16 protein-coding genes are annotated in these 11,609 nt (G+C 70.8%); 9 read left to right on the forward strand and 7 right to left on the reverse strand.

The genetic code is table 11. The annotated features are described in order from the left end of the window. Positions 1–40 precede the first annotated feature (40 nt). From H4W80_RS39050 to H4W80_RS39060, 3 genes are all read left to right on the forward strand, one after another. A complete protein-coding gene (locus H4W80_RS39050; RefSeq protein WP_192789648.1) occupies positions 41–1,189 on the forward strand; it encodes an MFS transporter in 1,149 nt (382 codons plus the stop codon). A 25-nt stretch (positions 1,190–1,214) separates the two neighbouring features. Next, complete coding sequence (locus H4W80_RS39055; RefSeq protein WP_192789649.1) at positions 1,215–1,592, forward strand: hypothetical protein; 378 nt, start codon at positions 1,215–1,217, stop codon at positions 1,590–1,592. Between the two features lie 80 nt (positions 1,593–1,672). Next, a complete protein-coding gene (locus tag H4W80_RS39060) occupies positions 1,673–2,347 on the forward strand; it encodes a hypothetical protein (RefSeq protein WP_192789650.1) in 675 nt (224 codons plus the stop codon). Here H4W80_RS39060 and H4W80_RS39065 read toward each other — a convergent pair. Both H4W80_RS39065 and H4W80_RS39070 read right to left on the reverse strand, forming a co-directional pair. Then, positions 2,339–3,169, reverse strand: a complete 831-nt coding sequence (locus H4W80_RS39065; RefSeq protein ID WP_318787263.1) for an undecaprenyl-diphosphate phosphatase — start codon at positions 3,167–3,169, stop codon at positions 2,339–2,341. The genes H4W80_RS39060 and H4W80_RS39065 overlap by 9 nt on opposite strands. Positions 3,170–3,293: 124 nt before the next feature. Beyond that, complete coding sequence (locus H4W80_RS39070) at positions 3,294–4,097, reverse strand: NmrA family NAD(P)-binding protein (RefSeq protein ID WP_192789651.1); 804 nt, start codon at positions 4,095–4,097, stop codon at positions 3,294–3,296. Positions 4,098–4,172: 75 nt separating this feature from the next. On the opposite strand from H4W80_RS39070, the gene H4W80_RS39075 reads away from it, so the two are divergent. From H4W80_RS39075 to lipB, 4 genes are all read left to right on the forward strand, one after another. After that, positions 4,173–5,090, forward strand: coding sequence for an AraC family transcriptional regulator (locus H4W80_RS39075; protein ID WP_192789652.1), 918 nt, complete (start codon positions 4,173–4,175; stop codon positions 5,088–5,090). Next, positions 5,087–5,593: an HAD domain-containing protein gene (locus H4W80_RS39080; RefSeq protein WP_192789653.1), complete on the forward strand. Its 507-nt coding sequence runs from the start codon at positions 5,087–5,089 to the stop codon at positions 5,591–5,593. Before H4W80_RS39075 ends, H4W80_RS39080 begins: the two co-directional genes overlap by 4 nt. 62 nt (positions 5,594–5,655) lie before the next feature. Further along, the gene (locus H4W80_RS39085; protein ID WP_192789654.1) at positions 5,656–5,850 is read left to right on the forward strand and encodes a PspC domain-containing protein; all 195 of its coding nucleotides are present in this window, start codon (positions 5,656–5,658) and stop codon (positions 5,848–5,850) included. A gap of 133 nt (positions 5,851–5,983) precedes the next feature. Next, the gene (gene lipB, locus H4W80_RS39090; RefSeq protein ID WP_192789655.1) at positions 5,984–6,619 is read left to right on the forward strand and encodes a lipoyl(octanoyl) transferase LipB; all 636 of its coding nucleotides are present in this window, start codon (positions 5,984–5,986) and stop codon (positions 6,617–6,619) included. A gap of 8 nt (positions 6,620–6,627) precedes the next feature. Here the strand turns inward: lipB and H4W80_RS39095 are convergent, their stop codons facing one another. The 4 genes from H4W80_RS39095 to H4W80_RS39110 form a co-directional block, all read right to left on the reverse strand. Continuing rightward, positions 6,628–7,017, reverse strand: a complete 390-nt coding sequence (locus tag H4W80_RS39095; protein WP_192789656.1) for a type II toxin-antitoxin system VapC family toxin — start codon at positions 7,015–7,017, stop codon at positions 6,628–6,630. Beyond that, complete coding sequence (locus H4W80_RS39100) at positions 7,014–7,241, reverse strand: FitA-like ribbon-helix-helix domain-containing protein (RefSeq protein WP_185070191.1); 228 nt, start codon at positions 7,239–7,241, stop codon at positions 7,014–7,016. Before H4W80_RS39100 ends, H4W80_RS39095 begins: the two co-directional genes overlap by 4 nt. Before the next feature lie 65 nt (positions 7,242–7,306). After that, entirely contained in the window at positions 7,307–8,836 is a 1,530-nt protein-coding gene (locus tag H4W80_RS39105; RefSeq protein WP_192789657.1) for an amino acid permease, read from the reverse strand. Positions 8,837–8,934: 98 nt separating this feature from the next. Continuing rightward, positions 8,935–9,921 carry a zinc-binding dehydrogenase gene (locus tag H4W80_RS39110; RefSeq protein ID WP_192789658.1) on the reverse strand — a complete coding sequence of 329 codons (987 nt, stop codon included), beginning with the start codon at positions 9,919–9,921 and terminating at the stop codon, positions 8,935–8,937. A gap of 99 nt (positions 9,922–10,020) precedes the next feature. On the opposite strand from H4W80_RS39110, the gene H4W80_RS39115 reads away from it, so the two are divergent. Beyond that, on the forward strand, positions 10,021–10,593 hold the full coding sequence (locus H4W80_RS39115) for a TetR/AcrR family transcriptional regulator (protein WP_318787264.1): 573 nt from the start codon (positions 10,021–10,023) through the stop codon (positions 10,591–10,593). Here H4W80_RS39115 and H4W80_RS39120 read toward each other — a convergent pair. After that, positions 10,583–11,128 (reverse strand): type 1 glutamine amidotransferase domain-containing protein, encoded by a 546-nt coding sequence (locus H4W80_RS39120; protein ID WP_192789660.1) that lies wholly within the window; start codon positions 11,126–11,128, stop codon positions 10,583–10,585. The genes H4W80_RS39115 and H4W80_RS39120 overlap by 11 nt on opposite strands. Before the next feature lie 118 nt (positions 11,129–11,246). On the opposite strand from H4W80_RS39120, the gene H4W80_RS39125 reads away from it, so the two are divergent. Then, positions 11,247–11,513, forward strand: a complete 267-nt coding sequence (locus H4W80_RS39125; protein ID WP_192789661.1) for a heavy-metal-associated domain-containing protein — start codon at positions 11,247–11,249, stop codon at positions 11,511–11,513. Positions 11,514–11,609 lie beyond the last annotated feature (96 nt).

The following is an 11,609-nucleotide window of genomic DNA, read 5'->3' on the forward strand; positions in this document are numbered from 1 at the left end:
GGTCAGTTTGATGCGTGTCCAACTTTTTTGTGGAGGCCCCATGACTTCGCGGCTCTACCCGCTTGCTGCCGGAAATTTCGCCGTCGGTACGGGCATGTTCGTGACCGCCGGGCTCTTACCGCCCATCTCGAAGGACCTGGGGATCTCGTCCTCCGCGGCGGGGCAGCTCATGACCGTCTTCGCGCTGGCGTACGCGCTGCTGTCGCCCGTCCTCGCCGCCCTGACCGCCCGCCTGTCGCGCAGGACGCTGCTGCTGGTGGCCCTTGGCGTGTTCGTGCTGGGCAACGTCCTGACCGCGCTGGCTCCGACGTACCCGCTGGTCATGGCCACCCGGGTGGTCGCGGCGGCGGGGGCGGCGATGTTCACGCCGACCGCGTCCGGCGTGGCGAACGCGCTGACCGAGCCCGAGCGGCGCGGTCGCGCGCTCGCGCTGGTGATGGGCGGGATGACGGTCGCGAACGCGATCGGCGTGCCCCTGGGCACCTGGCTGGGCTCGGTCTCGGGCTGGCGGTCCACGCTCTGGCTGGTGGCGGGGCTGGGCGTGGTCGGGTTCGCCTGGGTCGCGACGGTGGTGCCGGACGTCAGGATCCCGACGTCGGGGCGGCTGCGGGAGCGTCTCGCGCCGCTGGGCGACCGGCAGGTGCTGGCGGTGCTGGTGACGCAGCTGCTGATGTTCGCGGCGGCGTTCACCGCCTACACCTACATCGGGTCGCTGATCGACCTGCCGCTGCCCGCCGTGCTGTGGGCGTGGGGCATCGGCGGCATCGTGGGCAACCAGCTCGGCGGGCGCTTCACCGACCTGTACGGGCCGCGCAGGATGGTGCTGCTCGCCCTGGGTGCGAGTACCGTGTTCCTGGCCCTCATCCCCGTCGCGAACCTGGCCCTGCCCGTCGCCCTGGTGTGGGCGTTCCTGTGGGGCGCGCTCGGCTGGCTGGTGGCCCCCGCCCAGCAGTTCAGGACCGTCTCCGTGGTGCCCGGCAACGTGCCGATCGGCCTGGGGCTGCTGTCGTCCGCCCAGTACGTGGGGCTGTTCCTGGCCGGGCTGGCCGGCGGCGCGACGCTCGACTGGTACGGCAGGACGGGCGTGATCGTGCTGGCCACCGCGTTCGGGCTGGTGGCGCTGCTGTTCACGCTGGCCACCTACCGCCCGGCGGCGCTGTCCCCGAAGGAGGGCGTGTCCGTCGGGTAGCGCGCCGTCGGCCAGAATGGTGATCATGTCCGAAGACATCGACCCCCGGAACGAGCCCGCGCCCTTCGGGGCCGTGGTGCTCCTGACGGCCGCGTCGGCGGTGGCGGTCATGGCGCTCAGCGCGTTGCTGTCCCAGCCGCCCGGGCTGAAGTGGCTGCTGTTCGGCCCGATCGCCCTCGTCGTGTTCGAGGTGGTCGTCCACGAGGTGTGGTGGCAGCGCTGGTGGGGCGCGATCCCCGGCGCGGTGGCGGGCCTGGCGCTCTACTTCGAGGGCCGCGCCGCGCTGAGCGACCTCGTCGGCGACGCCTGGGCCCACCCCGTCGCGTACGTCGCCGCCTGGACCCTCTTCGCCGTCGTCTTCGCCCTGTGCAGCCGCTACCCCCGGACCCTCCGGCCGACGTGATCTTCTCCGCCCCATAGGGGACGCCAGGTCGGTCCGCAGGCGGACGACGGGCGGCGGGCGCGGCGCCTACCGTCGTCGGCATGTTGAACGACCAGGTGACCTTTCGGCGCATCGCGGCGGGCGTACTGCTCATCGTGGCCCCGCTGCTCCAGGCCGTCGCCGTCGTCGTCGATCCCGGCACCTGGGGCGACGACCGGGAGGCGGTCAGCTACGGCGCGAACCCCGCGCTGGCCCAGACCGAGTCCGCGCTCTACCACTGGAGCTGGATGCTCATGGCCGTGGCCGCGCTCGGCCTGGCCCATCTCACCCGGCGCAGGGCCACGCGGCTCGGCCACGTGGCGGCGGGGATGACGGTGATCGGCTATCTCTCGATGTCCGCGCTGCTCATGATGGACCCCGTCGAGTGGTGGCTGGGACAGCACCACCCGCCGGAGGAGGCCCAGCGGATCCTCGACGAGATGCTGAACCTGCCCGGCGTCATCATCGGCTTCCAGATGCCGTGGATGTTCTTCGCCATCCTCGGCCTGCCGCTGCTGACCGCGGCCGTGTGGCGGGCGGGCTTCGTCGGCTGGTGGGTGCCGCTGCTCGTCTTCACCGGCTACGTCGTCTCGTTCCCCATCCCGTACGGGCCCCTGACCGTGGCGTTCTGGATCCTGCCCGTCGCCGCCCTGGGCTGGACCGGGTTGAAGATCCTGCGCATGGGCGACGAGGCGTGGGCGGCGTACTATCCGGCTCCGGCCCTCGTGTCAGCCTAGGGCCGGGATCCAGCCCGCGGTGACCGCGAGGATGAGGAAGAAGCCCAGGACGATCCGGTAGATCACGAAGCCGGTGAAGCGGTGGGTGCTGATGTAACGCAGGAACCAGGCCACGGCCAGGTATCCGACGACGAACGAGATCACCGTGGCGAGGATCGTCGGCCCCCACTCGGGGGCCGGGCCCTTGCCGATCTCGCGCAGCTCGTAGACGCCCGAGCCCAGCACGGCGGGGATGGCCAGCAGGAACGAGTATTTGGCGGCGTCCTCACGGCGGTAGTCGAGCAGCAGGCCGGCGGTCGTGGTGCCGCCCGAGCGGGACACGCCGGGGATCAGGGCGAGCGCCTGGGCGAAGCCGTACACGATGGCGTGGGTGAAGCTGAGGTGCTTCTCCAGCGTGAGCTTGTTGCGGGCGGTGCGGTCGGCGAACCAGAGGAGGAGGGCGAAGACGATCAGCGTCGTGCCCACCAGGCGCAGGTCGCGGAAGACGGTCTCGATCTGGTCCTTGAACGTCACCCCGAGCACCACGATCGGCAGCGAGCCGACGATGATGTACCACCCCATGCGCGCGGCCCAGTGGCCGCGCAGGTCCCTGTTGAACAGGGATCTGGTCCAGGTCGAGATGATCTCCCAGATCTCCTTGCGGAAATAGATCAGCACGGCCAGCTCGGTGCCGATCTGGATGACGGCGGTGAACGCCGCGCCTGGGTCCTGCCAGCCGGCGATGGCGGAGACCACCCGGATGTGGGCGCTGGAGGAGATCGGCAGGAACTCCGTGAGCCCCTGGACCAACCCCAGAACCACCGCTTCTAGCCAGCCGATCACGACGACAACCTTCCGAGAACGCGGGAGTGACGAGGGTGAGGCTAGCGGATGCCGGGGCCGGTGAGTTGCTCGCGTCGCGTACAGAGTCCCGTACGGCCACGAGGAGCACCGACCCCGTGAGATCTCAGAGGCGCTGCCACATCGCGGCGGCGGCCTCGGCGTAGTCGGTGAAGTCGCGGGCCGGGCGGCCGAGCGCCTGGCGCACGCCGTCCGCCACGGAGGCGTTGCGGCCGTCCAGGATGCCGGTGAACAGCGCGGCCAGGCCCGCGGCCTCCTCCTCGGGCACGCCGTCCTTGACGGCCGCGGCCACGTACTCCTCCGGCGTCACCCGCACGAACGAGATCTCCCTGCCGGTGGCCCTGGACAGCTCCTCGGCCGCCTGCGCGAACGTCAGCAGCCGCGGCCCGGTGAGCTCGTAGAGCCTGCCGGCGTGGCCGTCCCGGCTGAGCGCGGCGGCGGCCACGTCGGCGATGTCGTTCACGTCCACGAACGGCTCGGGCACGTCGGCGACCGGCAGCGCGACGACGCCTTCGAGCACCTGGTCGTAGAAGAAGCCCTCGCTGAAGTTCTGCATGAACCAGCTGCAGCGGACGATCGTCCACTCGGCCCCGGACTCCCGCACGGTCCGCTCGCTGGCCTCCGCCTCCGGCTCGCCCCGCCCGGACAGCAGGACCAGCCGCCGTACGCCGCCGCTCACGGCCAGCTCCGTGAACGCCTTGACGTCCTCGTACGCGCCGGGGAAGGCCAGGTCGGGGACGTAAGCGATGTAGACGGCCGTCACGCCGTCGAGGGCCGCCGGCCACGTGGAGCGGTCCTGCCAGTCGAAGAGGGGGCGGGACCCGATCCGCACGGGCAGTCCGAGAGCGTTGAGGCGGTCGACCACACGGCGGCCGGTCTTGCCCGTGCCGCCCAGAACCAGAATCGTCATATGTCTAGTAAGCCGCCATACCCATAAGACTCTCCATGGTTGAGAAGCGCAATGGCATATGCGATCGTCTAACCCATGGACCAGCTGGCGGCGCTCCTGGACGGCCCGCGGGCCCGTGGCGCCTTCCTGCTCCGCTCGATCCTGGATCCGCCCTGGTCGATGCGCATCCAGGACGAGGCCCCGCTGTCGTTGATCGCGCAGGTGCGCGGGGAGTCGTGGATCGCGTTCGACTCGGGCGAGCCGGTGCGCCTGTCGCCGGGGGAGGTCGCGATCGCCCGGGGGCCGCGGCCGTACACGGTGGCCTCGGAGCCCGGCCTCAAGCCGCAGGTCGTCATCCTCCCCGGCCAGGAGTGCCGCACGATCGACGGCGGGTCGCCCTACGGCACCATGTCCATGGGCGTGCGCACGTGGGGGAACGACCCGTCGGGGGGCACCGTGCTGCTCACCGGCACGTACAACCTGGAGGGCGAGGTCAGCAGGCGGCTGCTGGACGCGCTGCCGCAGCTGCTCACCCGGCCGGGCGACCCGATCATCTCGCTGCTCGGCGCCGAGATCGTCAAGGACGAGCCGGGCCAGGAGGCGGTCCTCGACCGGCTGCTCGACCTGCTGCTCATCGCGGTGCTGCGCTCGTGGTTCGCCGCTCACGCGAAGGAGGCGCCCGCCTGGTACCGCGCGATGGGCGACCCGGTGGTGGGCCGGGCCATGCGCCTGCTGCAGAACAACCCGGCGCACCCGTGGACGGTCGCCGCCCTGGCCACCGAGGTGGGCGTGTCCAGGGCGTCGCTGGCCAGGCGCTTCACCGACCTGGTCGGAGAGCCGCCGATGTCCTTCCTCACGGACTGGCGCCTGGCGCTGGCCGCCGACCTGCTGCGGGAGCCGGACGCGACGATCGGCTCGGTGGCCAGGAAGGTCGGGTACGGGAGCCCGTTCGCGCTCAGCGCGGCCTTCAAGCGCGTACGGGGCGTCAGCCCGCAGGAGTACCGGGCCGGATGAAACCACTGCTGCTGCTGGACGTGGACGGCGTGCTCAACCCGATGGGCCGGCCCACTCCGGACTTCCGGCGCTACCGGTGCACGATCGACGGCGACGTCTACACCGTGCACCTCAACCCGCGCCACGGCCGCCGGCTCCTCGACCTGGCCCTGGCGACCGGCTCCGAGCTGGTCTGGGCGACGACGTGGGAGCAGCACGCCAACGAATGGATCGCTCCCAGGATCGGCCTGCCCTCGCTGCCCGTCATCCCCGTGAGCCCGGACGTCGTCTCGGAGCGCGGGGAGATGTTCAAGACGTCGCACGTGGCCCGCTACGTTGGCCGGCGGCCGTTCGTCTGGTTCGACGACCAGGTGTGGGCGGAGGACGAGGAGTATCTCAGGGTGCATCAGGGTCTGGCCGACTTCCTGCTCGTCCACGTGGACCCGCTACGGGGACTGACCAGCCGACATCTGGGCATGGCACACGAATGGCTGACCCTTACAGGGTTTTCTCAGGGTTCCTGACGGGAGTCCGACGGCTTGGCCGTCCGTTGGACAGGTAGGTCGTCACACACGGAGGAAACATCATGTACCGCTCACGAGAGCACAGGATTCTGGCCGGCGTCTGCGGCGGTCTCGCCGACAAGATGGGCCTGCCGCCCACTCTCGTCCGCATCCTGTGGCTGCTGCTGTCGCTCATCCCCGGGCCGCTGTGGGTCGTCTACGTCGCCATGTGGATCCTCGTCCCGGAGGAGCCGCGGGGCTACCGCTCGGCGGCGTGACGCCCGCGCCGGGCGCCGGCCGGCCGCCCGCCGCTCAGGTCCGCGAGGGTGCGCGGATCCTGCACGCGGCGGGCCCGCGACGGCGGCTCGGGGCGCATGCGCCGATGCCCGGGACGCGGCTTATCCTCGAAGGATGAGGGCAAGGCCGCTGACACTCGTCCAGGACGAACTCGTCGACTACGACGCCGCGATGGAGCGCATGACCGACCTCGTCGGGCAGCGCCAGCGGGACGAACGGCCGGACACGCTGTGGCTGCTCAGCCACCCGTCGGTCTACACGATCGGGCGCCGCACGCCGATGTCCCACCTGCCCGCCCCCGAGCGCGGCATCCCCGTCATGGAGACCGGGCGGGGCGGCCAGCTCACCTACCACGGGCCGGGCCAGCTTGTCGGCTACCTGATCGTCAAGCTCGCCGAGGATCAGGGCATCGTCGACTACGTGCGCGAGGTGGAGCTGCGGCTGGTGGAGGCGCTGGGCAAGCTGGGGCTGCCCGCCGAGCGCCGTGACACGCCGCCGGGCTCGGAGCTGCTGACCGGCGTCTGGACCGCCGAGACCGGCCGCAAGATCATCTCGATCGGGATGCGGCAGAGCCGGGGCGTCACGAGCCACGGGTTCGCGCTCAACGTGGACGGTGACCTGGAGCCGTGGAACTGGGCGGTCGCCTGCGGGATGCCCGACGTGGACATGACCTCGCTCAAGCGGGAGCTGGGCACGGCCTCGATGGACGAGGTCCGCACGGCCGTGGCCGCCGCCTTCGAAGCGTCCTGAGCGATCTTTCAGCTGCGTGGAAAGACCTGCACGTCGGCATCATGCCCGCCACCGTCGAGTTTGGCGTCGCACGTATAGAGCGGCGTCTCGAGTGCTTCGGCGAGCGCAAGGTAGGAGGCGTCGTACGACGTGTAATTGTGCCGCAGCTCCCAGACGCGCTCCGCGATGCCCTTGATCTCGTAGCGGGCGATCCGCAGCGCGAGGTAATCGGCTCGTGCCTGCTCCGCCGCGGCCGTGCTGAGCCTGCCGCCGAGCGCGAGGCCCCGCAGGGTCGAGAGCACCTCGACATCGAGCAGGTGAGGGGCGTGGATGCTCGCCTGGAGGGCGTCGATGAGCTCGGCATCCGCCGCGCGTCCCGCCAATGCCTCGACCATCGCGGACGAGTCGATGACGATCACCGCCTGCCCTCGTGGACGGCGTCGAGGATGTCGGCGGTGGACGGCCCTTGGGATCGATCCCGAGACTTGAGCCGCTTGACTATTTCGGCATTGGTCGGCCTGGCGGCGATGTCCGCCAGCTCCCGTGCGACGTAAGCCGAGAGAGACATGCCTGCCTCGGCCGCCCGCTCCTTCAACGACTCGGCCACAGGCTCGGGGACATCGCGGATGTAGAGCGTTGCCATGAAGGAAATGCTAGCAGTTTGCTAGCAGGCGGGTACGGCCGCGGAGGCCGTACCCGCCTGCCGGGTCAGGAGATCGGGACCTCGTCGATCGTGCGGCGGGGGCCGGTGAACCAGTGCTTGGCCGACAGCGCCCACCACAGGGCGATGCCGACCAGCACCACCCCGACCGCGATCGGGGCGTAGTTGACCGAGGTCCAGGTGAAGGCCTCGTTGCCGGGCACGCCGGCGGGCGAGATCGGCATGATGAAGTAGATCGAGACGACGACGATCTCGACGCAGGCGATCCAGCACAGGACCTTGTACTTGCGGCCGAGCGTCCACGGGCCCGGCCTGAAGGCGTCGCCCGCGCGCAGCCGGAGCCAGATCGGGATGAGGAAGGCCAGATAGAGGCCGACGACCGCGATCGACACGACGGCGAGGAACGCGACCGGCGTGGTCAGCCCGGGAGGCGCGTAGAGGGCGGGCAAGGTGATCAGGGCGGCCACGACGCAGCCGCCGATGATCGCGTTGACCGGGGTGCGGTTGCGGTCCACCTTCGACCACAGCCGCCAGCCGGGCACGCCGCGGTCGCGGGAGAACGCGTACGTCATGCGCGACATCGACGTCACGCAGCTCATCCCGCAGAAGAACTGGCCGATCGTGGAGATCGCGAACACCGCGGTGGCCAGCGGGGCGGAGAGCGCGGTCTCGAAGATGGCCCCCACGAAGCCGCCCTGCTTGTTGATCTCGTCCACGTTCGTGGCCGCGAACAGGAACGACAGCAGCAGGATCCAGCCGCCGATCGCCGAGTAGAAGATCGACTGCCACAGCCCCCGGGCGGCGGTCCTGGCCGCGCCCTGGGTCTCCTCCGACACGTGCGCGCAGGCGTCGAAGCCGGTGATCGTGTACTGGGTCAGCAGGAAGCCGAGCGGCAGCACGTAGAACCAGAACGACAGCCCGTCGGAGCCCGCGCCGAAGCCGGAGTTGTTGTTCGTGCCGCCGAAGACGAAGCCGAGCGACTGGTGGTGGTCGGGCGCGAAGATCAGGATCCCGACCACGATCGCGGCGCCCGCGACGTGCCACCAGACCGAGACGTTCTGCAGCAGCGAGATGAGCTTGTGGCTGTAGATGTTGATCAGCGCGTGGGCCACGAGGATGATCACGAACAGCAGGAACGCCTGGGGCAGCGTGGCTTCCCACGCGCCGTCGGTGAGCAGCTTGAGCGTGGTGTTGAGGAACGTGGCGCAGCCGTAGTCGACCGACGCGGTGACGGCGATGAGGCCGATCAGGTTGAGCCAGCCGGTGAACCAGCCGTGGATCGGCTTGCCCAGCGTGGCGGCCCACCAGTAGATGCCGCCTGCCGTCGGGTACGCCGACACCAGCTCCGACATGCAGAAACCGATGATCAGGATGAACGCGGAGATCAGCGGCCAGCCCCAGGAGATGGCGATCGGGCCGCCGTAGTTCCAGGCCTGTCCGAAGGTGGTGAAGCAGCCGGCGAGGATGGAGATGATCGAGAAGGAGATGGCGAAGTTGGAGAAACCGCTCCAGGTGCGGGCCAGCTCCTGCTTGTAGCCGAGCTCGGCGAGTCGCCTGGAATCCTCTTCAGTGGTCATTGAGGTCTCCCTGGGGGGCGCGGAGGACGCTCCATTTGGACTACATCTAGACCATTTCTTTGGCGAGGACAAGGCGTTACAGGTGGGTTTCGGGCGCGTCAGGGTGTCCGGCCAACCGCCAGGACGATCTTCCCGGTGAGGGAACCGCCGAGCTGGGCGGTCTTCGCGGCGTCCAGGTCCTCCCACGAGCCGTTCAGGCCGATCTCGACGGAGACCTCGCCCGCCGCCACCAGGGCGAGCAGGTGCGCGAGATCGTCGGCGGGGGCCGTCACGTCGCCGAAGGAGTTGAGGGACCTGGCCGGGCCCAGGGAGAAGGTCGAGTTCGGGGGGAAGACGGCGGGCTGCCCGCAGGCCCAGCCGACGCTCTGGAGGTTGCCGCCGGGCCTCAGCAGGGCCCAGGCGGCGACGAGCGCCGGCCCGCCGACCGTCTCGATCACGACGTCGACCGGCTCCACCCCGTCCAGGCCCACCATGACGTCGACCCGCTCCACGCCGTCCCGGCCCACCGCGACGTCGACCGGTTCCACGCCGTCCCGGCCCGCCACGACGTCGGCGGCCGCGCCGAGGCCGGCCGCCAGCCGCGCCGCGCGTTCCGGCCTGCTGACCGAGGCGATGACGTGGGCGCCCGCGCGCTGGGCCAGCTGCACGGCCAGCCGTCCCACGGCCCCCGACGCCCCGGTCACCAGGACGCGCGAGCCCGGCGCGGGTCCGGCGGCCCGCAGCGAACGCAGCGCCGTGAGGCCGGCCATCGGGAGCGCGGCGGCCCGTACCAGGTCCACCCCGTCGGGCACCACCGCGATCGAGCCGGTGTCGAACGCCGCCCGCTCGGCCCACGCGCCCGCCCCGAACGCCGCCACCCGCGCCCCTTCGCGCGGTCCCGTGCCGTCCTCGGCGGCGCGCAGGACGACCCCGGCGGCGTCGTAGCCGAGCACGGTGCCCTCCGGCAGGCGGCCCATGTGCCGCAGGTCGCTGAAGTTGACGGACGCCTGACGGACCTCGACGAGCGCCTGCCCGGGCCCCGGCACGGGTTCGGGCACCTCCGCGAAGCGGCCCTCGGCCCCTGGGCCCACGACCAAAGCGCGCATGCTCATCCTCCCTGGCGTCAAGATGCGGACTGCCGGTCCGCTTCGATGGGAGGGATAGTATGAGGACCGACGGTCCGCTTGCAAGAGGAGGTAAGGCCGGTGCGGTCAGACGCGACCCGTAATCGGGAGGCGATCCTGCGGGCCACGGAGGAGCTGCTCGCCGCCCACGGCGCCGAGCACATCTCCCTCGACCGGGTGGCCGCGGCGGCGGGGGTCGGCAAGGGCACGCTGTTCCGGCGCTTCGGCAGCCGTACCGGGCTGTTCCAGGAGCTGCTCGCCGAGCGGGCCGCCGCGCTGGCGCTGGCCATCGAGACGCCCGGCTCCGCGCTCGGGCCCGGCACGCCGCCCGAGGACCGGCTGCCGGCCTTCCTGGACGAGCTGTGCGAGCTGGCCGAGCGCAACCTGGCGCTCTTCGCCGCGCACGAGCGGGCCTGCGCGGAGGACAAGTACCGCGACCCGACCTACCTGCGCTGGCACGCGCACGTGACGAACCTGATCGCCGAGGCCCGACCGGAAGGCGGCCTGGACGCGGAGTTCGCCGCCCACGCGCTGCTGGGCTGCTTCGACGCCGACCTGGCCCGGCACGTCATGGCGGACGGCGGGGCGGCGCGGCTCAAGTCCGCGGTCAGGGGCCTGGCCGAGAGCCTGCTCCAGGGCGCGGCTACTCCGTGAACGCGTCGGTAGCGGCCTGGCAGAAGGCCTTGAGGTCGTCGGGCTTGCGGCTGCTGACCAGGGTGTTGGGCCCTGACGTGCAGATCACGACCTCCTGATCCACCCACGTCGCCCCCGCGTTGCGCAGGTCGGTCCGCAGGCTCGGCCAGGACGTGATCGTACGGCCGCGCACGACGTCCGCCTCGATCAGCGTCCAGGGCGCGTGGCAGATGGCGGCCACGGGCTTGCCCAGGTCGAAGAAGGCGCGGGCGAACCGGACGGCCTGCGGGTCCATCCGCAGGAAGTCGGGGTTCGCGACGCCTCCGGGGAGCACGAGGCCGTCGAACGAGGCCGGGTCGGCGTCCTCCACCGTGGCGTCCACGGCGAACCGGTCGCCCTTGTCCAGGTGGTGGAACGCCTGGACCTGGCCCTGCTTGGTGGAGACGAGCTTGGGCGTGCCGCCCGCCTGCTTGACCGCCTTCCACGGCTCCGTGAGCTCCACCTGCTCCACTCCCTCGGGCGCGACGAGGAACGCGATGATCTTGCCGTCCAACATGTGACCTCCCTTGGGTCGAGTGCTTCCTTTCCCCCTTTCCGGGCGCGGCCGTAGTATGCACCTTTACCCCTAGGGGGTATAGTGGCGGCCAAGGATCAAGGGAGTGGAGGAGTGGGGCATGACCGTCACGACGTACCAGGTTGAGGGCATGACCTGCGGTCACTGCGTGAGCGCCGTGGCCGAGGAGGTCGGCAAGGTCGCGGGCGTCAGCGGGGTCCAGGTGGACCTGTCGGCCAAGGCCGTGACCGTCACGAGCGAGGCGCCGATCGACCGCGGGCTGATCGACGCGGCGGTGGTGGAGGCCGGCTACGAGCTCGCCGGGACGATCGAGCTGCTGCCGCAGGCGGAGGGCGGCTCGTGCTGCGGCTCCGGCGGCTGCCACTGATCGCCCCGTAGGATGCCTCATCGTCCCCTTGGGGGTGCCGCATCACGGCAGCCCCAAGGGGACTGAAAATTTACACCGCAAAAGGAAACGAGAATG

Origin of the sequence: Nonomuraea angiospora, assembly GCF_014873145.1 — a bacterium.
GTDB lineage: Bacteria > Actinomycetota > Actinomycetes > Streptosporangiales > Streptosporangiaceae > Nonomuraea > Nonomuraea angiospora.

Coding starts and splice junctions, on each gene's coding strand:
- H4W80_RS39105 (WP_192789657.1), bottom strand. CDS start 8,836: ATGACCACTGAAGAGGATTCCAGGCGACTCGCCGAGCTCGGCTACAAG.
- H4W80_RS39060 (WP_192789650.1), top strand. CDS start 1,673: ATGTTGAACGACCAGGTGACCTTTCGGCGCATCGCGGCGGGCGTACTG.
- H4W80_RS39125 (WP_192789661.1), top strand. CDS start 11,247: ATGACCGTCACGACGTACCAGGTTGAGGGCATGACCTGCGGTCACTGC.
- H4W80_RS39055 (WP_192789649.1), top strand. CDS start 1,215: ATGTCCGAAGACATCGACCCCCGGAACGAGCCCGCGCCCTTCGGGGCC.
- H4W80_RS39085 (WP_192789654.1), top strand. CDS start 5,656: ATGTACCGCTCACGAGAGCACAGGATTCTGGCCGGCGTCTGCGGCGGT.
- H4W80_RS39100 (WP_185070191.1), bottom strand. CDS start 7,241: ATGGCAACGCTCTACATCCGCGATGTCCCCGAGCCTGTGGCCGAGTCG.
- lipB (WP_192789655.1), top strand. CDS start 5,984: ATGAGGGCAAGGCCGCTGACACTCGTCCAGGACGAACTCGTCGACTAC.
- H4W80_RS39120 (WP_192789660.1), bottom strand. CDS start 11,128: ATGTTGGACGGCAAGATCATCGCGTTCCTCGTCGCGCCCGAGGGAGTG.
- H4W80_RS39080 (WP_192789653.1), top strand. CDS start 5,087: ATGAAACCACTGCTGCTGCTGGACGTGGACGGCGTGCTCAACCCGATG.
- H4W80_RS39075 (WP_192789652.1), top strand. CDS start 4,173: ATGGACCAGCTGGCGGCGCTCCTGGACGGCCCGCGGGCCCGTGGCGCC.
- H4W80_RS39050 (WP_192789648.1), top strand. CDS start 41: ATGACTTCGCGGCTCTACCCGCTTGCTGCCGGAAATTTCGCCGTCGGT.
- H4W80_RS39110 (WP_192789658.1), bottom strand. CDS start 9,921: ATGCGCGCTTTGGTCGTGGGCCCAGGGGCCGAGGGCCGCTTCGCGGAG.
- H4W80_RS39070 (WP_192789651.1), bottom strand. CDS start 4,097: ATGACGATTCTGGTTCTGGGCGGCACGGGCAAGACCGGCCGCCGTGTG.